The sequence below is a fragment of the Paenibacillus sp. R-74696 genome, assembly GCF_055814915.1.
The window spans coordinates 90,718-112,358 of the sequence record NZ_JBPULM010000013.1 but is presented as its reverse complement, the minus strand read 5'-3'; the positions used below and the strand labels follow the sequence as shown (position 1 = coordinate 112,358).

Annotated in this window: 19 protein-coding genes; all 19 read right to left on the bottom strand. The window is 50.7% G+C overall.

The window, feature by feature from the left end; translation table 11 throughout:
• Positions 1 to 149: 149 nt before the first annotated feature.
• The 19 genes from ACSR9A_RS02710 to nadA all read right to left on the bottom strand — a co-directional run bounded on the left by ACSR9A_RS02710 (position 150) and on the right by nadA (position 21,273).
• Entirely contained in the window at positions 150 to 566 is a 417-nt protein-coding gene (locus tag ACSR9A_RS02710; protein WP_046234455.1) for a GtrA family protein, read from the bottom strand.
• A gap of 65 nt (positions 567 to 631) precedes the next feature.
• A complete protein-coding gene (locus ACSR9A_RS02705; RefSeq protein ID WP_473755461.1) occupies positions 632 to 4,486 on the bottom strand; it encodes a glycosyltransferase family 39 protein in 3,855 nt (1,284 codons plus the stop codon).
• Positions 4,487 to 4,755: 269 nt separating this feature from the next.
• On the bottom strand, positions 4,756 to 6,279 hold the full coding sequence (gene lysS / locus ACSR9A_RS02700) for a lysine--tRNA ligase (RefSeq protein WP_473755460.1): 1,524 nt from the start codon (positions 6,277 to 6,279) through the stop codon (positions 4,756 to 4,758).
• A gap of 85 nt (positions 6,280 to 6,364) precedes the next feature.
• Entirely contained in the window at positions 6,365 to 6,841 is a 477-nt protein-coding gene (gene greA / locus ACSR9A_RS02695) for a transcription elongation factor GreA (protein WP_046234453.1), read from the bottom strand.
• Positions 6,842 to 7,418: 577 nt separating this feature from the next.
• Positions 7,419 to 8,417 carry a tRNA dihydrouridine synthase DusB gene (dusB, locus tag ACSR9A_RS02690; RefSeq protein WP_473755459.1) on the bottom strand — a complete coding sequence of 333 codons (999 nt, stop codon included), beginning with the start codon at positions 8,415 to 8,417 and terminating at the stop codon, positions 7,419 to 7,421.
• Positions 8,418 to 8,464: 47 nt separating this feature from the next.
• Positions 8,465 to 8,686 carry a helix-turn-helix domain-containing protein gene (locus ACSR9A_RS02685; RefSeq protein WP_341280364.1) on the bottom strand — a complete coding sequence of 74 codons (222 nt, stop codon included), beginning with the start codon at positions 8,684 to 8,686 and terminating at the stop codon, positions 8,465 to 8,467.
• Positions 8,638 to 9,189 carry a 2-amino-4-hydroxy-6-hydroxymethyldihydropteridine diphosphokinase gene (gene folK / locus ACSR9A_RS02680; protein ID WP_046234450.1) on the bottom strand — a complete coding sequence of 184 codons (552 nt, stop codon included), beginning with the start codon at positions 9,187 to 9,189 and terminating at the stop codon, positions 8,638 to 8,640. The genes ACSR9A_RS02685 and folK overlap by 49 nt, the downstream gene beginning before the upstream one ends.
• Positions 9,167 to 9,553 carry a dihydroneopterin aldolase gene (folB, locus tag ACSR9A_RS02675; RefSeq protein ID WP_473755458.1) on the bottom strand — a complete coding sequence of 129 codons (387 nt, stop codon included), beginning with the start codon at positions 9,551 to 9,553 and terminating at the stop codon, positions 9,167 to 9,169. Before folB ends, folK begins: the two co-directional genes overlap by 23 nt.
• Before the next feature lie 31 nt (positions 9,554 to 9,584).
• A complete protein-coding gene (gene folP / locus ACSR9A_RS02670; RefSeq protein WP_473755457.1) occupies positions 9,585 to 10,457 on the bottom strand; it encodes a dihydropteroate synthase in 873 nt (290 codons plus the stop codon).
• A 61-nt stretch (positions 10,458 to 10,518) separates the two neighbouring features.
• Positions 10,519 to 11,475, bottom strand: coding sequence for an aminotransferase class IV (locus tag ACSR9A_RS02665; protein WP_473755456.1), 957 nt, complete (start codon positions 11,473 to 11,475; stop codon positions 10,519 to 10,521).
• Positions 11,472 to 12,053, bottom strand: coding sequence for an aminodeoxychorismate/anthranilate synthase component II (pabA, locus tag ACSR9A_RS02660; protein ID WP_046234446.1), 582 nt, complete (start codon positions 12,051 to 12,053; stop codon positions 11,472 to 11,474). Before pabA ends, ACSR9A_RS02665 begins: the two co-directional genes overlap by 4 nt.
• A gap of 14 nt (positions 12,054 to 12,067) precedes the next feature.
• On the bottom strand, positions 12,068 to 13,699 hold the full coding sequence (locus ACSR9A_RS02655; protein ID WP_473755470.1) for an anthranilate synthase component I family protein: 1,632 nt from the start codon (positions 13,697 to 13,699) through the stop codon (positions 12,068 to 12,070).
• A gap of 197 nt (positions 13,700 to 13,896) precedes the next feature.
• Positions 13,897 to 14,835, bottom strand: coding sequence for a cysteine synthase A (gene cysK, locus ACSR9A_RS02650; protein WP_046234444.1), 939 nt, complete (start codon positions 14,833 to 14,835; stop codon positions 13,897 to 13,899).
• Between the two features lie 307 nt (positions 14,836 to 15,142).
• The gene (locus tag ACSR9A_RS02645) at positions 15,143 to 16,114 is read right to left on the bottom strand and encodes a peptidylprolyl isomerase (RefSeq protein ID WP_473755455.1); all 972 of its coding nucleotides are present in this window, start codon (positions 16,112 to 16,114) and stop codon (positions 15,143 to 15,145) included.
• Positions 16,115 to 16,132: 18 nt separating this feature from the next.
• A complete protein-coding gene (hslO, locus tag ACSR9A_RS02640) occupies positions 16,133 to 17,032 on the bottom strand; it encodes an Hsp33 family molecular chaperone HslO (protein ID WP_341280359.1) in 900 nt (299 codons plus the stop codon).
• A 3-nt stretch (positions 17,033 to 17,035) separates the two neighbouring features.
• Entirely contained in the window at positions 17,036 to 17,806 is a 771-nt protein-coding gene (locus ACSR9A_RS02635; protein WP_473755454.1) for a type III pantothenate kinase, read from the bottom strand.
• Positions 17,803 to 18,687: a carboxylating nicotinate-nucleotide diphosphorylase gene (nadC, locus tag ACSR9A_RS02630; RefSeq protein ID WP_473755453.1), complete on the bottom strand. Its 885-nt coding sequence runs from the start codon at positions 18,685 to 18,687 to the stop codon at positions 17,803 to 17,805. The genes ACSR9A_RS02635 and nadC overlap by 4 nt, the downstream gene beginning before the upstream one ends.
• The gene (gene nadB / locus ACSR9A_RS02625) at positions 18,680 to 20,296 is read right to left on the bottom strand and encodes an L-aspartate oxidase (RefSeq protein WP_341280357.1); all 1,617 of its coding nucleotides are present in this window, start codon (positions 20,294 to 20,296) and stop codon (positions 18,680 to 18,682) included. Before nadB ends, nadC begins: the two co-directional genes overlap by 8 nt.
• A 38-nt stretch (positions 20,297 to 20,334) precedes the next feature.
• A complete protein-coding gene (nadA, locus tag ACSR9A_RS02620; protein WP_046234439.1) occupies positions 20,335 to 21,273 on the bottom strand; it encodes a quinolinate synthase NadA in 939 nt (312 codons plus the stop codon).
• Positions 21,274 to 21,641: the final 368 nt, after the last annotated feature.

The following is a 21,641-nucleotide window of genomic DNA, read 5'->3' as shown; positions in this document are numbered from 1 at the left end:
CTTGCGTTTTGTTCTTGTCTGCCGTATGTCTCAGCGGCGACTCATATAATATATCACGGGTGCCTAGAGGATTGCAAGTGTTTTTTTAAAAAAACTTTTAACTTTTATTAAACCCGCATTACAGCGGCTTTTTCCGGCGTTGCAAAGCCTTATTTACCGCGGAAAACCCACTTTTTGCTGCCAATAAAATTGAGCACTGTCGTTACCCCCGTAACGAGCAGCTTTGCCAGCCACTCGTTAACAAGCATCTTTTCAGACACGAAATACAATAAGGGCAACGACAGACCGAGTACCGTACAGCTCAAAATAGTAAACCTTATTGCCTGCGCTTTATCAAATTTGCGTTCTCTTCGCTGCTCCGGCCCTTTGCCGAACGTCAGCCATGAATTCATAACGTAGCTGTTCACAATACCTGCTCCATAAGAAATCACCTGTGCGCCAACGAAGTACACACCCAGCCATACCAAGAGGCTAAACACCATAAAATCGACAGCCGTATTTACAAGCCCTATCATATTAAACATTATAAACTGCCTGATTGTTTGCCTCATTGTACCTTGGGACATGTTGCCGCTCCTTTGTCTTCCTAAACTTCTTCGTTTAAATGCTTGCATAACTCAGCTTTCTGGCACTAGCCGCTGTAGAGCACCCAGCTCGGGAACCAGCGTAGAATATGAGCCACATAGGTTTTGCTGAAAGGCAATCCGGATAGCACAGGATAAAACATAATGAACAGCACGACTGCTGCCGCGACGTAGATGCCTAGATATTTTCTCCACTTCGGATTTTTTTCCTCTGCCGTCTGGAACATATAGAGTATCGCCATGATCATGAACGGCACCATCGCAAAATAATGATAAATAAACGTCAACCTTGGCACAAGCATCCACGGCAAGTATTGCGACAGATAAGCGATCCAGACTATATACATGCGTTTATCCTTGCGCTTAAGGCTTATATAGAAGGCGCCTATTAGCGCAAACAGCCCCGTCCACCAAATAAGCGGATTGCCGAATGCGGAAATCGACGACACATCATTAGGGTTTTCTAAATCCTTGCCGCTGTAATACCATACCGGCCGCTTCATAAACGGCCACTCCCACCACTGAGAGGAATAAGGATGCGTAGCAACAAGCTCGCTGTGATAAGAGTACATATGCTCCTGCTGACTTACCAGGCCTTCAATTGTATACTTGCCATCGCCTGCGTTCAGCACCGGCATAAAGGATAGGCTGTAAATGACAACCGGAATGGCGATGTACGTAATCAAACAGCTCGCGAGCGTTAACAGCGCATTGCGTGGGAAAGCCTTAATGACGCGCTTATACGTTTCCTTCTGCTCAGCACTCGCCGTACCAGATGCAAGCGCACGCTTGGAGGCTGCATACTGCTTATACCGGTCGAACAAGGATAAGCCAAGCATAATGGCAAGCCCTGCCCCGCCGTAAATGACGATCCATTTGGACGCTGCGCCGATGCCGAATACGACCCCCGCAAGCGAAAGCGGAACGAGCGTCTTCCCTAGGGCCACTAAATAGAAGTTCATTCTATAGTAACGGTACATGAAGTAGAACATCAGCATAATGAAAAATACGGCGTACACATCGATCGTCGCAATGCGCGTCTGTGTGAAATGCATGAAATCGGCCGCCAGCAAAATCGCGCCAGCTGCTGCATAAACCGTGCGGTAGCGGAACAACCGCAGCACGAATATATACATAAGCGGAATCATCGCAATGCCGAACAGCGTTCCAATGATCCGCCAGCCGAATGGACTGAGCCCGAACAGCTTGATGCCGATGGCGATGAGTATTTTGCCCAGTGGCGGATGTGTATTTTCATATACTGTCAAATCCTCAAGGAACTCATACGCAGTACGTGCATGATAAATCTCATCGAAATATGAGCCGTTCCAATAGGTCGACTTGTAAGCTGCCGAGCTTTGTTCATCAAATAGATGCTCCACAAGGCCAAAACGCGGGTCCTCGGCCGCTGCCGCATTAGAGCCGATATAAACAATGTCTCCAATAGGCAGCGGCTGATCACTTCCACTTGGATAAAAGGCCATTTCCTGCAGCGAGAAACCCGTTGAGGCAACTGTAACCTTGGCATATCTTGCGCTCACGTTAAGCGGCTGGACTACCCATTTTAAATTATCGCCGATTTTCAGCTCGACATCTACGCCGCCGCTCCAGGCATCCGGTGAATTTCCAAACTCCAGCTTGAGCTTGCCGGAGCCCACGCCGCCGAACATGTTGACCCGCTCCAGCTGCTGTGTTTGACCAAGGTCAACATAAAAGCTCTGGCCATTTTGCTGCGGCTTCCAGCCTGTATTCAGGCTGTTAAACGAGCCCAAATTAAGCAGCGCCACAATTGCATAGACAGCGGTAATGCCGCCCATCCACCACCAGTCCTTGCGAGTGAGCTTATTGCCGCTCTTATCAGAGGAAGAAGCTTGAAGTTCCTTGCCCTTAGGGACGCTCTGCTGCTCCAGCTCCTTCAGTGCCTGACGGTCTGCTTCGCGCAATTCTTCCTGTGTGAGTGGAGGAACTGGTTTTTGATCATTTTTTACATAGAGTGAATAGCCGACATAAAGCAAATAGGCGAACAAGCACAAATTCGTAATCGAGCACAAAATGACAATGCCGTCGGTCACCGTATGCTGGCCCGCCTCGCTAAATGCAAGCACGTAGCCTACATTAATGAAATGCGTGACACTGAAGCCCATCAAGAGATGGAGCAGTCGCCGATCCTGAGACTCGATATAGGCGAAAACATACAGCAAAATGACGGGGAACAGGTAACGCTCATGCATCTTTGTCGCAAACAGAAAGACGATTGTAATGAGAATGATCGCAATAAAATAAGAGATGCCCAGATTGCGCTTTGGCTTGCCCATAAAGGAGAACCATAGTGCGGCTATAACCGCTAGTGCTATGGCAATGTTGCCCCAAGTTTTATAGGACAGCGCAAGCCAGCTGCTCTCCAGCGGTGCCCAATTCCCTCCCGTAAGCGCATATAGGTTGAACGCATTCAGCGTTGCGTAAGGATAGGAGGACAGCGTCGCTTTGTAAAGCTCAATAACACCGATCAAACCGCCATTGGTTAAGAAAAACGGAGCGGCAAACACCAGAAAAGCGATTATGCCGTAAGCGACGCTCAGCAGGGCACGCTTCCAATCGCGTTTGTGCCAGTAAGCGAGCAATACGACCGGAGCGAAAATCAACGCCTGCGGTTTAATAAGTACGGCAAGTGCGAACCAGATGCCTCCTCGTTCCAAACGTTCCCCTGCCATGCTGCTAATGGCCATAATGAGGAACAGGGTGAAGAAGGAATCCACCTGTCCCCAGCCCGCTGAATTGATCCAGATCGCCGGGTTCCAGACATAGAGCAGGGCAAGACCTGCCGCTGCCGCTGGATTGAGCTTTGTTTTGGCAAAACGGTAAATGAGCCAGCTGGAAACCAAATCAGCCACGATGGCCGGGAGCTTGAACAGCAGCGTTGCTCCGCTTGTATCAGGATTTATGCTGAACCAAGATTTGATAGCAGCAAGGACATACAAAATGTAGACGTAGCCCGGCGGGTAATCTGCGAAGACTCCTTCTTCATAAAAATGCTGTACGCCATTCTGATAGGCGCGATCCGCCCAGTACATAAAGGTTTTAATATCGTTGACGTAGCCCGGCACCTTAATCGCAACCCATAGCCTGAAAATAAGGGCCGCCGCCATAGCGGCAATCAGCCAGCTACGGTAGGAGATGCGAGGCTTGCCGAGTGGCTGTGTCCGAAGCATTTTTCGATAAAGAAAAACAAACAAGAGGCCGAATAGGGCCGATATCGATAATACGGGAAAAGCAGATATCTTTTTCGGGTCCAAATTATCAGTTCCTGAAGCTGCTCCCCCGCCGCCTGTCAGCTTCGATGGTTCAAAGGAGATGATTTGGACGTTTTCCGGCTTTGCTGGAAGCTGTTCCATTTTCAAATCATCAAACAGCGCTGTTCCCGTATTCAAGCTACCGTAGCCGCCCAGGCTGATGCCCATTTGCAGCTCTTTTTGCTCCGGGCCTGTCTGGCCGTAAAATTCGAGCAGCTTCCATTCGCCCGCAGTATCGGTCAACTGAGGAAATGGATCACCAACTCCTACAATAAACAAATTAGCGCCGATTGCATCACTCTTCGCATCTGAAACCTTGACCCAGCCACTCACATGGTAATAGGCGTCCGGACTAACCGTCAGCTTCTGTATCCACTTGGCATGGTTCGGTTGAAAATTTTGAATTTTAGCTGCGCCGGTGCCCGAATAAACATCGGACTGTTCCAGCGTGAAGCGCGAAATGCTCTCGCCCGCTTCCCATACATCCTGCGTCCATGACAAAGGCACGCCAGACTCCGTACTTTCGAAGCCAGCATTATGTATAATATTAAATTCCTCCGCGAACACCTGCTTGCTGCCATAAGGCAAAAAACTGAATAAGAGCATTACCATGCATATGACCAACCGCAAACTTCTCATCGAACCTTTCAGCAACGTCTGTTCACCTCTGATTTCTATAGTCAATACCTCGCTAAGATAGCTTTTTTTGTCTGAAAATACATATTCACTTTAAAGGAAAATAAGGCACGGGTCAATGGATGGAGGCGGCATCAGCCTATTGCCTAGCCTAAAGCACGCTCAAACAGCTATTCTAGCCTATTTACAGAAAAAAACCTGCTGAAGCCTTAGGCCTCAACAGGTTAGTAGAAAACTATGATTGGCTATTCGCCTGCCAGATTGCGCATATGCGGGAACAGCAGCACGTCGCGGATGGAAGGCGCATCGGTCAACAGCATGACCAGACGGTCGATGCCGATTCCTAGTCCGCCAGTTGGCGGCAAGCCGTACTCAAGCGCGCGGATGAAATCATCATCCATCTCATGCGCCTCGTCATTGCCTTGCTCCTTCTCCAGCAGCTGCGCCTCAAAACGTTCGCGCTGATCGATCGGATCATTCAGCTCTGTAAACGCATTGGCATGCTCGCGCGCCACGATAAACAATTCAAAACGGTCGGTGAAGCGCGGATCAACCGGGCTTTTCTTCGCCAGCGGCGAAATCGCAACCGGATGTCCCGTAACGAAGGTCGGCTGAATAAGCGTATGCTCGCAAAACTCTTCAAAGAATGCATTCACAATATGACCGAACGTCATATGCGGCTCTACTTTGACGTTATGCTCCTTCGCAATGGCATGTGCTTCTTCGTCCGTCATTTGAACGCTGAAATCAACGCCTTTGATTTCCTTAACCAGATCAACCATTGAAATACGGCGCCATTGCGGCGTCAGGTCGACTTCCTGGCCTTGGTAAATGATTTTGGTTGTGCCAAGCACATCCTGCGCGATATGCGCAATCATGTTTTCAGTCAATGCCATAATGTCCTTGTAGTCAGCGTAAGCCTCATACAGCTCCAGCATCGTAAACTCTGGATTATGGCGCGTCGACATGCCTTCGTTCCGATAAACGCGGCCAATTTCGTAAACCTTCTCCATACCGCCAACAATGAGGCGTTTCAAATGCAGCTCAATCGCGATACGCATGTACAGCTGCATATCAAGCGCATTATGATGCGTGATGAAAGGTCTTGCGGATGCTCCGCCTGGAATGGAGTGCAGCGTCGGCGTTTCCACTTCCAGATAGTTCTGGTCATCCAGGTAACGTCTCATCGATTGAATAATGCGGGAGCGGGAGATGAACGTCTGTTGAACATCAGGATTCACAATTAGATCAACATAACGCTGGCGGTAGCGCAGCTCGACATCCTTCAGTCCATGGAACTTGTCCGGCAAAGGCAGAAGCGATTTCGTAAGTACGATCACTTCCAGCGCTTTTACCGATACTTCGCCGGTATTCGTCTTGAATACCGTTCCCTTCACGCCGATGATATCGCCGATATCAAGCAGGGTGAACGCTGCGAATTGATTTTCCTCAACCGTATCCTTGCGCGCATAAATTTGAATTTTGCCGCTTAGATCCTGAATGTGGGCAAAGCTCGCTTTCCCCATGCCGCGCTTCTGCATAATCCGGCCCGCAATGCTAACCTGAACGGCTTTCTCCTCCAGCTCTTCCTTCGTAAACGACTCATAAGCGGACACGATGTCCTTCGCATTATGCGAACGCTCGAATTTGCTGCCGAATGGATCAATGCCGAGTCCTCTCAGCTCGTCCAGTTTGTCACGGCGGATTTGCAGCAGCTCGCTTAGCTCTTGTTCTTGTTCATGACCTGTCTCGGTGTTCTGATGTTCCAACTTGATTTCATCTCCTAAGGCACCGCTTTAACGTTCAAAAAGCTTCCGCTTAAGGAAGCTTTCTGAATCAGACACAGTGCAAACCTTATTTTTTAATATCGACGATTCTATACTGTATAACGCCGGCAGGTACGCTGACATCAACGACCGTGCCTTCCTTTTTACCCAAAATCGCTCTGCCAACAGGGCTCTCATTGGAAATCTTATTGTTAAGCGGGTCCGATTCAGCAGAACCGACAATCGCATATTCCATTTTATCGCCAAATTCTAAATCTTCTACGGTTACCGTGGAGCCGATGCTGACCACGTCCGTATCGATTTCATCGCTATTGATGATCCGAGCGTTGCGGAGCATCTTCTCCAACGTAATGATACGACCTTCGATGAAGGCCTGCTCATTCTTAGCATCTTCATACTCGGAGTTTTCGCTAATATCGCCGTAGCCAATCGCGACCTTGATCCGCTCAGCTACTTCGCGACGCTTGACCGATTTCAGCATCTCCAGTTCGTCCTCAAGCTTTCTCAAACCTTCCTGAGTCAGAATGATCTCTTTATCGCTCATCTTTCCGATTCTCCCGTCGTGTGACCAATTTTCATACCAGGTATGAATTCACTGTTAATTAATATATTACGCTCCTCTTGCCTCAGACCAAGCTGAGGGAGCAGATAAGCCGTGTTGACTATAGTCATTAAGGTTATATTGCACGATTATATGCAATGTTCTCCTGAATGTCAATCAAAGCCAAACGACTGGAACGACTTTCGCATTAGGCCCCTTGAAAGCGTTGCCCACCATATATGTATACCTGTCTGCAAGGAACGCGCCGCTTGTAAAAGCTCCTGTGTCTGTGCCCACTATTGCAGTTGGCGGGACAGCCGCACGGCCCTTCTTTTTTATTCGTTATAAAACCGCACATTCCTTCCTAACTCGTTTACAAAAAACACAAAGTTCCAAATATATAAGATTTTTTACATAACCTTTCCATTTTAAGGAGAAGCGCCTTTATCATCTTATATTTTGAAAAAAGGCAGGCCTCTGAACGTTCTCAGATAACCTGCCCGTTTATTTCATTTGCAAATCAAGTTTGACAATGCTCGGCATGGCGCACAGCCGTATCTGAACAGCCCGCTATTTCAGACTACAGGCTCGCAGCAGCAAGGCCCTGCTCTTCAAGCGACAACACATATCGATCCAAAATGTCCACCATCCGGTCACGGCCGGTTTCTTCCATAATAACATCCTTGACGCGCGCACCGCCCGGCAAGCCTTTCAAATACCAAGCCAAATGCTTGCGCATTTCCCGTACGGCAACCGCTTCGCCTTTTAGATCAATGAGACGGTCCAGATGCAAGGTAGCGACCAGCATCTTCTCACGCGGCATAGGATCGGGCAGCAGCTCGCCATTCGTCAAATACTGAATGGTCCGGTACAGCATCCAAGGGTTTCCAAGTGCACCGCGTCCGATCATGACGCCGTCACAGCCCGTATGCTCCAGTAAGCGTTTGGCATCTTCAGGTGAAAAAACATCCCCGTTGCCGATTACCGGAATCGACACCGCCTGCTTCACATCGCGAATGATGTCCCAATTCGCTACGCCTGTGTACTGCTGCTCGCGCGTACGACCGTGAACGCTGACCGCTTTGCCGCCAGCACGCTCAACGGCGCGCGCATTTTCCACCACATAAATATGCTCGTCATCCCAGCCAATACGCATTTTCACCGTTACTGGCTTATCAACAGCTTCCACTACGGCAGAAACCATCTCGTAAATTTTGTTCGGGTCAAGCAGCCAACGTGCTCCGGCATCGCAGTTCGTTACTTTCGGTACCGGGCAGCCCATATTGATATCAATAATATCAGCATTGGTTTGCTTATCCACGACCTTCGCCGCCTCGACCAGCGATTCACGGTCACCGCCGACGATTTGCAAGCTAAGCGGCTTCTCACGCTCGTCCACGAACAGCATTTCCATCGTCCGCTTATTGCCGTGCAAAATCGCCTTGTCGCTCACCATCTCCGCGCATACAAGACCTGTTCCAAATTCCTTTGCAATTAGACGGAAAGCGGGATTACACACGCCGGCCATCGGTGCAAGCACAACCCTGTTCTTCATCTCGATGTCTCCGATTTTCAGCATGTTTCTCCTCACTCCTCCTCTGATTTGTTTCCTAGTACGTTAGTTTCTTACACGTTTCCGTTCGAACCCGAATCCGTCAACTCTTCATAGCTAATGCCAAGGGTGTTTGATATATGAATCAATAACTTGGCGTCCGCCTTGCGGGTGCCACGCTCAAGGGAGCCTAACACCGCTACCGACACGCCAAGTACTTTTGCTAATTCCTGTTGTGTGTAGCCCTTTAGCTTACGAAATGCCCGGACTCGCTGTGCCAATTGATGATTTTCCATAACATGATGCCTTCCTTTCCATCCTGAAGCGCTGAAGCCGCGGCCGCAGCCACCTGTTCCTTAAGCGGATGGGACTGCTCGATCACATCACCAAGCGGAACGAGCACGAAGGAGCGTTCCATCATTCGTGGATGCGGAAGCGTCAGCTCCTCGCCATCCATCACGACATCAGCATACAACAGCAAATCGAGATCTATAGTGCGCGGCCCCCATCGAATATCTCTGACACGCCCAAGCTGCTGCTCGGTATCCAGCAGAACGTGCAGTAAAGCAAGCGGGGACAGCGTAGTTCGCACGGCGATAGCCATATTCAGAAAAGGGGGCTGATCCGTATAGCCGACCGGATCGGTCTCGTACACGCCCGAAACGCGAAGCACTTCGATGTCTGGGCGGCCACTTAACTGCTGGATCGCTTGCAGCAAAAGCTGCTGCCGATCACCTACATTTGAACCTAGAGCCACATAAGCATATGCGGGCGAGTTAAACGGTGACAACGCGTCCATCAGCATCCCGCTTTCTGCGCAGCTCTACCATCACGCCATCAAAATGAATGTCGAACGGCGGGTTCGGCTTCGTCACACGAACCGTTACTTCATTTATCATAGTATAAGCCGACAGCAACTGGGTTGCAATGCTACCTGCTAAAGCTTCAATCAATTTAAACGGCGTTCCTTCGACAATTTTCTTCGTTAACGCATGCAATTCGGCATAATTCACCGTTGCTTCCAAATCATCCATCGTTGCCGCCTTCTCCAAATCCAGCAGCAGCTCCAGATCGACGCCAAATTTTTGGCCCAGCCTGTTCTCTTCTGCAAAAACACCGTGATAACCGTAAAACTGCATGCCTTTCACAAGCATTCTATCCATAAGCTTACGCCCCTTATACTTATATCTGAATCTATGAATAACGCGGATAGATAATCGCATCCGACATCACAGCTGTTCTTTTATTCGCGCGGACGTCATGCACCCTAACGATTTGGCAGCCTTGAGCAATGCCAAGAGCCGTTGTTGCTGCCGTACCCTCTACCAGCTCTTCCCTTGGCAGATTCAGCGTCTGCCTAATGAAGCTCTTGCGTGAAGTGCCCAGCAGCACAGGATAGCCCAGAGCGTGCAGCTCGGCGAGCCGTCCTAGCAGCTCCATATTTTGCTCATAGGTTTTGGCAAAGCCAAGCCCTGGATCGAGCCAGATCTGCTCTTCATTCACGCCGGCATGTCTTGCGATTTCGATGCTTTCTTTCAAATCGGCAATAACATCCTCTACAAAATCAGCGGCCAGATAGACGGGATTCGTGCGATTATGCGTTAAAATAACCGGGCAGCCGTATGCTGCTGCGGCTGCCGCCATATCGGCATCGTATTTGAGTCCCCAAATATCGTTAATGATCGTAGCTCCTGCTTCGAGCGCATGGCGCGCTGTCTTTGCTTTATACGTATCTATCGATATCGCGATATGCGGCAGCGCGGCGCGGACAGCTTGAATGACCGGAATCACGCGGCGCAGCTCCTCCTCGGCATCGACCGGCACAAAGTCTGGACGTGTGGACTCGCCGCCGATATCAATAATATCCGCGCCCTCTGCGGCCATCTCCACAGCGCGGCTGACAGCCGCCTCCACTTCATTAAATTTCCCGCCATCGGAGAAAGAATCCGGCGTCGCATTCAATATGCCCATAATCAGCGTGCGCTTGCCCAGCTCCAGCCGAGTGCCGCAAGCCAGCCCATAGCTCCTGCTGTAATATTCAAGCTTGCCTTCTCTTGCTGTATTCATAAGCTACGTTCACACCTTTAGCTATACTAGTCTTGATATGCAGTCGCCTGACGCTCCCGCCTTACTTGCTTCTCATCGTATCGGAGCGATAGGCCTTTAAAAGCTGACGAGTGATCGGACCAGCTGCAGTCCCAGCTTCTACTTCGGCTTCAAGCCTAGCTGCATTTCTTGCCGATTCGTAGCCCACGCCGATTCCCGCACCTGCCCCTTTGCCGACCTGCACCTGAGTACCGTCGGTACCAGATAACCGCGTCACTGGCACCAGCTCCTGTACGGAGCCCGTCAGCCATATTTCATCTGCCCCCAGCAGTTGATTCCAGCTGTAGTGTCCTTCTTCTGCCTGAAAGCCAGCCGCACGGGCCAGCTCCAGAACGCGCTCTCGCGTAATGCCGGGCAGGATGCCCGTATCTACCGCAGGCGTCCGAATAATACCATCCTGGGCGAAAAAAAGATTGCTGACGATGCCTTCCGTCAGCAGGCCGTCGCCGCTCAGCATCAAGCCTTCTGCTCCCGGCGAGGCATCGCTCGCGGCAAGCTCGCGCTTCGCTATAATATTATTCATATAATGCAGCGATTTAAGTCGAATCTCGCCCTCTGGCGTATTGCGCTTCGTATGCAGCAGCCTAAGCTCTCGGCCATGCTCATAAAGCGCCGCCTGATAGGGCGGCAGCCCCTTCATCAAGATCAACTCCTGCGGCTGCTCGTAATCGCCCACTGGCAAGCCTAGCCCGCCATCGCCCGCTGTAACGGTCAACCGGACATAGCCGTCCTTCAGCTCATTCGCCTGAAGCAGTTTGGCAATGCTCGCCTCCAGTGCGGTTTGATCCGCTTTGTAGCGGATGCCCAGCGACAAACAGCCCGCTTCCAGACGCCGCAAATGCCGCTCCAGCAAATAAGCGCGGCCGCCATAGGTTCGAAACGTCTCGAACAAACCCAAACCGTACAAAAAGCCGTGATCATATATTGAGATCACAGCTTGCCCGGCATCCATGACAACGCCGCCCAACGCAACCTTCATCGCGGCGCGCCTGTACGAATTTTCAAAAAGTTGCGCAGCAGCGTCAGCCCATGCTCGGAAATAATCGATTCCGGATGGAATTGCACCCCTTCAATCGGGTATTCTTTATGGCGAAGGGCCATAATTTCGCCTTCCGCTGTTTCTGCGCTGATTTCAAGACAGTCTGGCAGGGTTTCTTTTTTCACGATAAGGGAATGGTAACGGGTTGCGGTAAACGGTGAAGGGATTCCTTCAAAAATCGTCTTGCCGTCATGCACCATTTGCGAAGTTTTGCCATGCATCAGGCGCTCTGCGCGAATGACATCGCCGCCAAACGCTTGTCCAATCGCCTGATGGCCAAGACACACGCCGAAAATCGGGATTTTCCCTTTAAAATGCTCAATGAGCGACAGGCTGATGCCTGCCTCGTTCGGAGAGCATGGTCCTGGAGAAATCAAAATATGGTCAGGCGCCAGCTGCTCAATGTCCGCCAGCCCCAGCTCATCATTTCTTTTCACAACAATGTCCTCGCCAAGCTCGCCTAAATATTGCACCAGGTTGTAGGTAAACGAATCATAGTTATCTATTACGAGAATCATCGCATGCGCCCCCTCTATTGTTTGCGCCCGCTTGGCGCAGCCTGCCTGAACCGCTCACTATACTCAATCGCCTTCCACAGCGCCTTGGCCTTGCTTAGTGATTCCTTATATTCGCGCTCCGGCTTGGAATCAATGACAATGCCTGCTCCAGCCTGGATATGCACCATGCCATCCTTGACGACCATCGTTCGTATAATAATATTAAATTCCATATCGCCATTATAGTCAATCCATCCGAGCGAGCCGGTATAAGGACCGCGCCTTACAGGCTCCAGCTCTTCAATAATTTCCATCGTGCGGATTTTCGGAGCGCCTGTAATGGTGCCGCCTGGGAAAGTCGCCGCAATGACATCATAAGCATCCTTGCCCTCGGCAAGCCGCCCCTCGACTTGGGATACCAAATGCATCACATGCGAATACTGCTCAATAACCATCAGCTCTTCCACTTTCACCGTGCCGTAAGCCGAAATCCGGCCCAAATCGTTGCGCTCCAGATCGACCAGCATAATATGCTCGGCGCGCTCCTTCTCGCTTGTCCGCAGCTCTTCCGCCATGAGCTCATTTTCTTCTTCTGTTCGGCCGCGCCTGCGCGTTCCGGCAATTGGTCGGGCTGCAAGCAAGTCGCCGCGGCGCTCAACCAGCAGCTCCGGCGAAGCCGACACGAGTTGAAAATCAGGACAGCGCAGAAAGCCCATATAAGGAGAAGGATTAATGAGACGCAGCCACTCGTACAGCTCTTCCGGCTGCGCAGCCAGCGCCCGGCTCTGGCGTACCGATAAATTCACCTGAAATACATCGCCTTGTCCGATGTAACGCTGAATTTGCCGAACTGCCTCTTCAAAAGCTTCCTTCGAAAAACGCGTGCTGATCCCATCCAGTGCGTCCCCATTGCTGTGAAGAGAATCATCGTCAGCGAGCTGCTGCCGCTCTTGCCGCAGCCGGCTGCTATCGCTTGTGCTTGCAGCATTATTCTCGCCTCGCTGGCCGTTCGCTGCGCTCCCGAACCGCTGCTGCCAATAAGCGGCCATCTCGCCGGTCCGCGAGCAAGCTTGCGCATAAAGCAGTCGCAGCTCCTCTTGACCTGCTTCACTTGGCACAGGCGTATGCACAGCGCAATATAGCTTCTTGTCGCTATGATCGACAATCCATAGTTCATTTAAACGCAAAAATAAATAATCCGGCACATTCAAATCATCTTCCGTCAGCTCCGGCAGCCGTTCAATCGAACGAACGACGTCATAGCTCCAAAATCCGACACACCCGCCTGTCCATTTCGGCGTGCCAGCTGCTTCAAGCTTTGGTGCGCGATATGGCTCCATCCAGCTCCGCACCACTTCGAGCGGCCTGCCCTGGTAGCGCAAGCCCGAATTAGCATCATCTAAAGCTTCAGCTCCATCTGTCCGCAGCGTCCGGGATTCCGCTTCCAAACCTTTGCCGCGAATAACGCTTTCCGGCTGCAAGCCGAGATACGTATAGCGCCCGCCCTTACCGCTCTCCAGTACAAAAGCATATGGCGATGCATCCCGCCATGCCTCTTCCCATGAAGCGACACCTTCTTCTCCAAGCGGCAGCTCCCGCAGCAGTGGAAAAGTCGTATACTTCCGCTCGGCGTGCCACCCTAACCAATAGTCAAAGGCGGTGAACATCACCTTCCAACCCCCGATCGACAAGCATGTTTATTTTGCCTAGTATACAGAATACCCGCCCAAAAGGAAAGAGCGCTGCCGCCATATTCCCACGGCCATTTACGCATATGAAAAAAGCCCTCCACTCAAATGAATGGAAGGCCAGTCAAACGGTATACCGATCCTACTTAAGGCACGGCCCCGATTGGACATAAGTGTTAGTTCTCGAAGTTGAACAGCGGCGTACTGAGGTAACGCTCACCGTTACTTGGAACAACCGCGATAACGCGCTTGCCTTTGCCAAGCTCCTTCGCCACTTTCAAAGCAGCATAGATCGCAGCACCGGAGGAAATTCCGCACAAGATGCCTTCTTCTTTCGCAGCACGGCGTGCGTAGTCGAATGCATCATCATTTTCAACCGTAATGACTTCGTCATAAATTTCGCGATCCAAAATCGTCGGCACAAAGTTAGCGCCAATCCCTTGGATTTTGTGAGGTCCAGGCTGTCCACCCGAAAGCAGTGGGGAAGCCGCAGGCTCAACCGCATAAATTTTAATATCTTTGAAGTTCTTTTTCAGCACTTCGCCAGTACCCGTAATCGTACCGCCAGTACCAATACCCGCTACGAATGCATCTAGCTTGCCGTCCAGGGAGTTGATCGCCTCAACGATTTCCGGACCTGTTGTCTCGCGGTGGATTTTTACATTGGCTTGGTTATTAAACTGCTGCGGGATAAAATAGGACGGGTTTTCTTTCGCCAATTCCTCGGCTTTGCGAACAGCTCCATTCATGCCTTCCGAACCAGGCGTCAGAACCACTTCTGCGCCATAAGCACGAAGCAGGTTGCGGCGCTCAATACTCATCGTCTCAGGCATAACGAGAATGGCTTTATAGCCTTTAGCTGCTGCTACCAATGCAAGACCAATACCCGTGTTGCCGCTCGTAGGCTCAACAATTGTATCGCCTGGCTTGATGATGCCTTCCTGTTCAGCTACTTCGATCATGCTGATTGCGATACGGTCTTTTACGCTCGCACCTGGATTTTGATATTCAAGCTTTACATAGATTTCAGCGCTGTCCTCAGGAACAAGACGATTCAAGCGAACTAGCGGTGTATCACCAATTAGATCAGTAATGCTTTGCACGATTTTTGCCATGTGTCATACTTCCTCCTTATTCCGACTAATTCAGTTGGTTTTTAAACTAATTCCATCTTATCAATGAGTTGTATTCGTTGTCAATACCTTCATTTCCTTCATGCGAATACGGCGGGCTAACGCCATCCCTGACCGATAAAGCATCAATTTGCGCTGAAATATAAGCCTGATATAAGTGGAAGCCTTATAAATGCTTACATTTTGAAAAAGAAGGATTGTTCGCCCATTTTCCAATCGTCTGGCGAACACGACTATATGATGCTCCAATATAATGGAAGCTTATAAACAAACCTAAAATTTCTTATATTTACGGAAAGGTGACCGCGTCATATTTCTCCAATAGCTGCTGCTCAATTTGGCTTAGGGAAGGAGCCTGTGATAATGCCAGCTCTTTGCGGACCAGCTCATACAGCTGCTGCCCCTGTGGCTTATCCGTTGTGTGGCGCTCCATCAAACGAATGATGGCATACCCTTCGGCAATCGCTATCGGGCCAGCGATCTCTCCTGTACCCAGCTTGCTTGCCGCCGTAAGAATCGCCAGCTCATGAAACGGGTCATTGGCATCAATAAGGCCTAAATCTCCGCCAGCATCTGCCGTAAAAGCATCTATCGAATATTTATCTGCTGCTTGCGCAAAGTCTGCTCCCTCAGAGAGCTTATCCAGCACGCGGTTCGCCTCTTCCATATTCGCCGTCACAATCCAGGATAAGCGATATTGCAGCTTGTCGCCGTATTGCTCCTCATGATCCGCAATGTAGCGTTCAACCTCAGCATCAGGCACATCTACTTTTTGGATCGCTATTTTTTCAGTCAACAGCCTGTACTTCGTATCCTTCAAAACTTCCTCTTTGGACATGCCCAGCTGCTGATCCATGATGCGGTAAAAATCCTCTTCGCTATCATATCCCTCTGCCTGCTCCTCAACAGCTCTCTGCTGTTCCTCAGCGGTCACTTCAAGCTGCTGCGAGGCAGCCTCTTGGTCAATGGCGCTGTGAATCATCATCAGCTTGAGGGTAGCTTGGCCATATTGCTCGCTAAGCGCATTCATCAGTTCGCTTTCCCTGATGCTGTGATCGCCAATTATGGCAACAATTTTATCATTATCCAAGCTGCCTGGTACAACCTCATTACCTGTTTCAGTACGTGTTCCCGAATCTGGCTCATGGTCCGGCATGCCTTCAGAAAAAGGCGACAATCTCACTACAACAACTACACTTAGTACGATCATACATAACGCCTGAATGACGACGATCGTCCTCACTACACCGATTTTATTCATTGCCCGGTAGCCTCCATATTAATGGATCGGCTTCGGTTTGGCTTGTTCGAGCAATTGCTCCAGCTCTACGCGGTTAAACTGGTACGCTTCATTACAGAAGTGACAGACGACCTCTGCTTTACCTTCTTCTTCAATCGTTTGCTGCAATTCCGATTCACCCATGCTGATCAAGGTCTGCTCTACGCGATCGCGCGAGCATTTGCATTGAAAACGCAAGTCCAGCGACTCATGAATGACAACATCATCGCCGACGACCCATTTAAGAAGCCCTTCTGGCGTCTCCCCTTGATCAAGCAGGGCTGTGACCGGAGGCATCGCGCTGAGCGCTTTCTCCAGCTTAGTAATTTCCGCATCCGTAAGTCCTGGCATCAGCTGTACGATAAAGCCGCCCGCATGAATAACGCGGCCGTCTTCATCAACCAGTACGCCCAATCCAACTGCGGAAGGCGTCTGCTCCGATACAGCAAAATAATAGGTGAAGTCTTCGCCCAGCTCGCCAGAAACAATCGGAACGCTGCCGCGGTAAGGCTCTTTCAACCCAAGATCCTTAGTAATATGAAGATAGCCGCTATGGCCTACGGCACCTGCAACATCAAGCTTTCCCTGCGCATTGCTTGGAAGCAGAACGAGTGGATTGTCCGTGTAGCCTCGCACTTCTCCATGAGCATTTGCATCGACGACAATTTGTCCCATTGGGCCTTCGCCCTTCACTTGAATCGTCAGCTTTTCATCGCCCTTCAGCATGGCGCCCATAATAGCTCCAGCCGTTGCCGTTCTGCCAAGTGCTGCAGTTGCAGTCGGCAGAGTGCCGTGCCGGCGCTGCAGCTCATCGACCAATTGCGTCGTACGGGCTGCAAAAACACGAATTTTGCCTTCCCATGCCGTGCCACGCACCAAAAAATCTTTCCTTTGCTCCATCGTCTATCCCTCCTGATTCCGTTCATATATAATACGCAAACCTTCTAATGTCAGAAGCGGATCAACCTCATCTATCGTTTCCGATTCTGAGCTAATTAACTCAGCCAAGCCGCCCGTCGCGATAACACGCGGCGAGACTTTAAATTCCTTGCGGATTCTGCCCACGATACCGTCCACTTGTCCTGCATAGCCATATATAATACCCGCCTGCATGGAAGTGACCGGATTGCGGCCGATGACGCTTGGCGGCTTCACCAGCTCAATCCGCGGCAGCTTCGCCGCCCGCTGATAAAGCGCCTCTGTCGATATTGCAATGCCCGGCACAATAGCGCCGCCCAAATAGCTGCCAGCGGCATCAATGTAATCAAACGTCGTTGCCGTTCCGAAATCGACGACAATAAGCGGACTGCCATATTTGACGATGCCCGCCACCGAATTCACGATGCGGTCAGCGCCGACCTCGCGGGGATTTTCATACCGGATATTAAGTCCGGTTTTCACGCCTGGACCAACGATAAAAGGAGTCTTGCGCAAATACTTCATGCACAGCTGCTCCAACGTCCGCATGAGCGGCGGAACGACTGATGAAATAATGACACCCTCCATCTGCTCCAGACGCATGCCGGCAAAATGAAACAAATGATGAAAGTTGATGCCATATTCATCAACTGTAGCGGAACGATTCGTGCTGAGCCTCCAGTGATGAAGCAGCTCCTTGCCTTGATAAATGCCCAAGACTATATTCGTATTTCCGACGTCAATGACGAGAATCAAGACATGGTCCCTCCCTTCTTCGCAAACAGGTCGAGACTAATATCGAGTGATTGAAAGGAATAGGTGAGGCCTCCTACCGAAATGACATCGACACCGCAAGCGGCTATACCGTGTATGGTATCAACCCGCACATTGCCGGAGGCTTCTACAATAACATGTGGTGCGCGCTGCTTGATTTGCTTTACTGCGGCTTTCATCATCTCATGCGGCATATTGTCCAGCATAATAATATCAGCGCCGCATGCAATCGCCTCATCGACTTGCTCCAAGGACTCCGTCTCCACCTCGATCTTCATCGTATGGGGAATACCTGCTCGAGCTGCTTCCACTGCTTCCCGAATACCGCCTGCGCCCTTAATATGATTATCCTTGATCATAACGGCATCATACAAGCCAAAGCGGTGATTCGAGCCGCCGCCTACGCGAACGGCATATTTTTCAAGCAGACGATGGCCTGGCGTCGTTTTGCGAGTGTCGACCAGTCGGACCGGCAGGCCTTGCAGCGCCGCTACAAACTCACTAGTCTTCGTCGCCACGCCGGACATCCGCTGCATTAAATTAAGCGCTAGACGCTCCCCTGTAAGCAGACTATGGATGCTGCCTTCTACTTCAGCGAGTACAGTGCCTTTTTCTACATACTGTCCATCCTCGACCTTTGCCGTGAAGACCAGCGATTGGTCAACGATTTCAAACACAAGGCGCGCAATTGGAATGCCCGCAATCCGCCCATTTTCCTTCACATGAATGACGGCCTTCGCCTGCGCTCCACGCGAAATAGTCATAGCCGTCGTTACATCGCCGCTTCCGATATCTTCAGCGAGCCAGCCGCGTATTTGCGCGCGCAGCGCTTCATTATAGCCATCCAGCGTTGTCTCAAACATTGGTTAACCGCTCCTCTGTCCTCCCGTATACACGGTGCATTACGGTATGCTTGCGCCATACTTGATCATTGCGCTCCGGGAAGTCCTCACGGTAATGCGCGCCGCGGCTCTCCTCCCGCTGTAAAGCGGATTCCGCCGTCAGCAGGGCGCATGTCAGCATATTGGCAAATTCAAACTCTTCCCGCTTGGTCAGCATCGCTTGAAAAATAGTCAACTGGCGCCGCAGCTCCTCCAGCCCCTTCTCGAGGCCCTTGGCATCGCGCTGCAAGCCCGCATACCTGACCATCACTTTTTGCAGCTTCAATCTCCGCTCCACCACTGCCTGAATCGGCACACTGCTGCGCGGTACGCTGCTCTCTATTATAGGCTGAATCTCTGCATGCTCTGCAAGTTTATCAATCGCCTCGACGATACGCTTGCCGAAAACGACCGCTTCCGAAAGCGAATTGCTGGCCAACCGATTCGCTCCATGAACGCCTGTAGAGGAAACCTCTCCGCAGGCGAACAGCCTTTTAATATTGGTTTCTCCATCGAGATCGGTTTTAACGCCGCCCATCATATAATGTGCAGCAGGGGCGACCGGAATCCAATCTGTCGTCAAATCCAAACCGTATTGCAGGCAAAATTCATAAATATTCGGAAAACGATGCTTCACCATATCCGGCGACTCATGCGTCACATCCAAATAAACAAAAGTTGATTTCGTAGCTTCCATCTCGCTAATAATTGCGCGGGCCACTACGTCACGCGGCGCCAGCTCCAGCTGATGGTGATAGCGCTCCATAAAACGCTCGCCTCGCGTATTGCGGAGGACGGCTCCTTCGCCGCGTACGGCCTCTGAAATCAGAAACCGTGGCGCTCCAGGATAACATAGGGAGGTCGGATGAAACTGGACAAACTCTACATCCTGTATAAAAGCTCCTGCCCGGTAAGCCATAGCGATCCCATCGCCTGTGGCCACCTCAGGATTCGTCGTGTAACGGTAGAGCTGGCCTGCGCCGCCCGAGCATAGAATGGTCGCCTTGCCGCGTACAAGCAGACGCGAGCCGTCCGGCTTTTGCACAACAGCGCCCACACATTCTCCATCATTGGTAACCAAATCGATGACAAAGTGGTCGTCCCATACTTCAATACCCGGCTTGGATAACGCTTTCTCCGATAAGGCTCGTACAATTTCGTAGCCCGTCGCATCCCCATTCGCATGCAAAATACGACGCTGGCTGTGAGCGCCTTCCTTCGTCAGCGCAAACTCGCCATTTTCCAAATCGAACTGTGTGCCCATTTCAATGAGCTGATTCACACCTTCCGGCCCCTCATGCACGAGCACATTGACCGCATCCTCCGAGCACAACCCCGCTCCCGCAATTAGCGTGTCCTCGCTGTGGTAAGCTGGTGAATCGTCCTCCGATATGACCGCGGCAATGCCGCCTTGCGCATAGCGGGTGTTGCTGTCGAGCAGCGACTTCTTCGTAATCATCAGCACGGAATGCCGATCACTGGCCCGAAGTGCGGTAAAAAGACCGGCAATGCCGGCCCCAATCACAATAACATCCTTCTCGATTACCGGCAGTTCGTCCAGCTTTATGTCTACAAGGTATCTGGGAATCATTTCTGCGCCTCCAGGCATAGGAGTAGCGCATGCTGCTCCTATTTCACGAGTAACATGCGCTCCAGGGACAAGCGTGCTTGATCCGCCACATGCGGCGGTACATAGATTTGCGGCTGCATCGTTTCAAGGCATTTAACCAGCTTCTTCAGGTTATTAACCTTCATGTTCGGGCAAACCAAATATTTAGATGCAAACAGGAATGTTTTGTCCGGGCTGTCCAATCTCAGCTGATAGCCTGTGCCATCCTCCGTGCCGACAATGAACTCCTTGCAATCCGATTCCTTGCAATATTTAATAATCGCTGTCGTGCTGCCGACAAAATCACCCAGCTCCACCACTTCAGGGCGGCACTCAGGATGCACAACAAACTGCGCATTCGGATGTTTCGCCTTCATTTCCTCTACATCCTTTACCGTCAACATGTCATGCGTGTTGCAGTAGCCTTCCCAGATGATCATGTTCTTATCGGTCTTCTGCTGCACATAGTGCCCAAGGTTCTTGTCCGGTACCCAAATGACGTCTTGGCCTTCAACGGAATTTACAACGTTAACCGCATTCGCCGATGTACAACAAATGTCAGTCTCTGCCTTAATTTCGGCGGAAGAGTTAATATACGTAACGACAGTCGCATTCGGATGCTGGGCTTTCAGCTTGCGAAGACCATCGACATTGACCATATCGGCCATCGGGCAGCCTGCACGCTCGTCCGGAATAATGACGGTTTTATTGGGAGCCAAAATTTTGGCGCTCTCCCCCATAAAATGCACGCCGCAAAATACGATGACATCCGCATCCGTCTGAGCCGCTTTCTGAGCTAGCAAAAACGAGTCGCCGCGAAAATCCGCAACCTCTTGAATTTCATCACGCTGATAATAATGAGCAAGAATGATGGCGTTGCGCTCTTTCTTCAATTGCATTAGCCGTTCCCGCAGTTCGCGGTTCTGCTCCGCCTTGCGTTCCAGTGCCAGTGCTTCCACAGTTAATCCTCTCCTCTTATGAGGGAAGGGCAAGCTGATTGCCCATTCCAGATATGGCTACTACCGACTTTGTGAATTGATGCACAAACCTAAAAAGTCGTTCGCCTTTCATTTGACCTTTACGGTAAATTCATTTGATAAGGTTTAATTTACTCCAGGCAGATCATGCTGTCAATGCGTTTATGACAAAAGTGTGAATTCCCTTTGAAAATAGCACCTGCCACAGCTAAACTTTCCATCATTGGCGGCTATTGTGTATAAATGCAGCGTTTACGCACATGGTTATCCACAAGTTATCCACAATCGTGGATTTTCTGTGACTAACCTTGTGTAAAGGGTTAGAAAACAAAAAAACTTCCCATGGATGA

Bases quoted from the DNA above. Each gene is read 5' to 3' on its own strand.
- ACSR9A_RS02710 (WP_046234455.1), bottom strand. From the start codon at position 566: ATGTCCCAAGGTACAATGAGGCAAACAATCAGGCAGTTTATAATGTTT.
- ACSR9A_RS02705 (WP_473755461.1), bottom strand. From the start codon at position 4,486: ATGGTAATGCTCTTATTCAGTTTTTTGCCTTATGGCAGCAAGCAGGTG.
- greA (WP_046234453.1), bottom strand. From the start codon at position 6,841: ATGAGCGATAAAGAGATCATTCTGACTCAGGAAGGTTTGAGAAAGCTT.
- dusB (WP_473755459.1), bottom strand. From the start codon at position 8,417: ATGCTGAAAATCGGAGACATCGAGATGAAGAACAGGGTTGTGCTTGCA.
- ACSR9A_RS02685 (WP_341280364.1), bottom strand. From the start codon at position 8,686: ATGGAAAATCATCAATTGGCACAGCGAGTCCGGGCATTTCGTAAGCTA.
- folK (WP_046234450.1), bottom strand. From the start codon at position 9,189: ATGGACGCGTTGTCACCGTTTAACTCGCCCGCATATGCTTATGTGGCT.
- folB (WP_473755458.1), bottom strand. From the start codon at position 9,553: ATGGATAGAATGCTTGTGAAAGGCATGCAGTTTTACGGTTATCACGGT.
- folP (WP_473755457.1), bottom strand. From the start codon at position 10,457: ATGAATACAGCAAGAGAAGGCAAGCTTGAATATTACAGCAGGAGCTAT.
- ACSR9A_RS02665 (WP_473755456.1), bottom strand. From the start codon at position 11,475: ATGAAGGTTGCGTTGGGCGGCGTTGTCATGGATGCCGGGCAAGCTGTG.
- pabA (WP_046234446.1), bottom strand. From the start codon at position 12,053: ATGATTCTCGTAATAGATAACTATGATTCGTTTACCTACAACCTGGTG.
- ACSR9A_RS02655 (WP_473755470.1), bottom strand. From the start codon at position 13,699: ATGTTCACCGCCTTTGACTATTGGTTAGGGTGGCACGCCGAGCGGAAG.
- cysK (WP_046234444.1), bottom strand. From the start codon at position 14,835: ATGGCAAAAATCGTGCAAAGCATTACTGATCTAATTGGTGATACACCG.
- ACSR9A_RS02645 (WP_473755455.1), bottom strand. From the start codon at position 16,114: ATGAATAAAATCGGTGTAGTGAGGACGATCGTCGTCATTCAGGCGTTA.
- hslO (WP_341280359.1), bottom strand. From the start codon at position 17,032: ATGGAGCAAAGGAAAGATTTTTTGGTGCGTGGCACGGCATGGGAAGGC.
- nadC (WP_473755453.1), bottom strand. From the start codon at position 18,687: ATGTTTGAGACAACGCTGGATGGCTATAATGAAGCGCTGCGCGCGCAA.
- nadB (WP_341280357.1), bottom strand. From the start codon at position 20,296: ATGATTCCCAGATACCTTGTAGACATAAAGCTGGACGAACTGCCGGTA.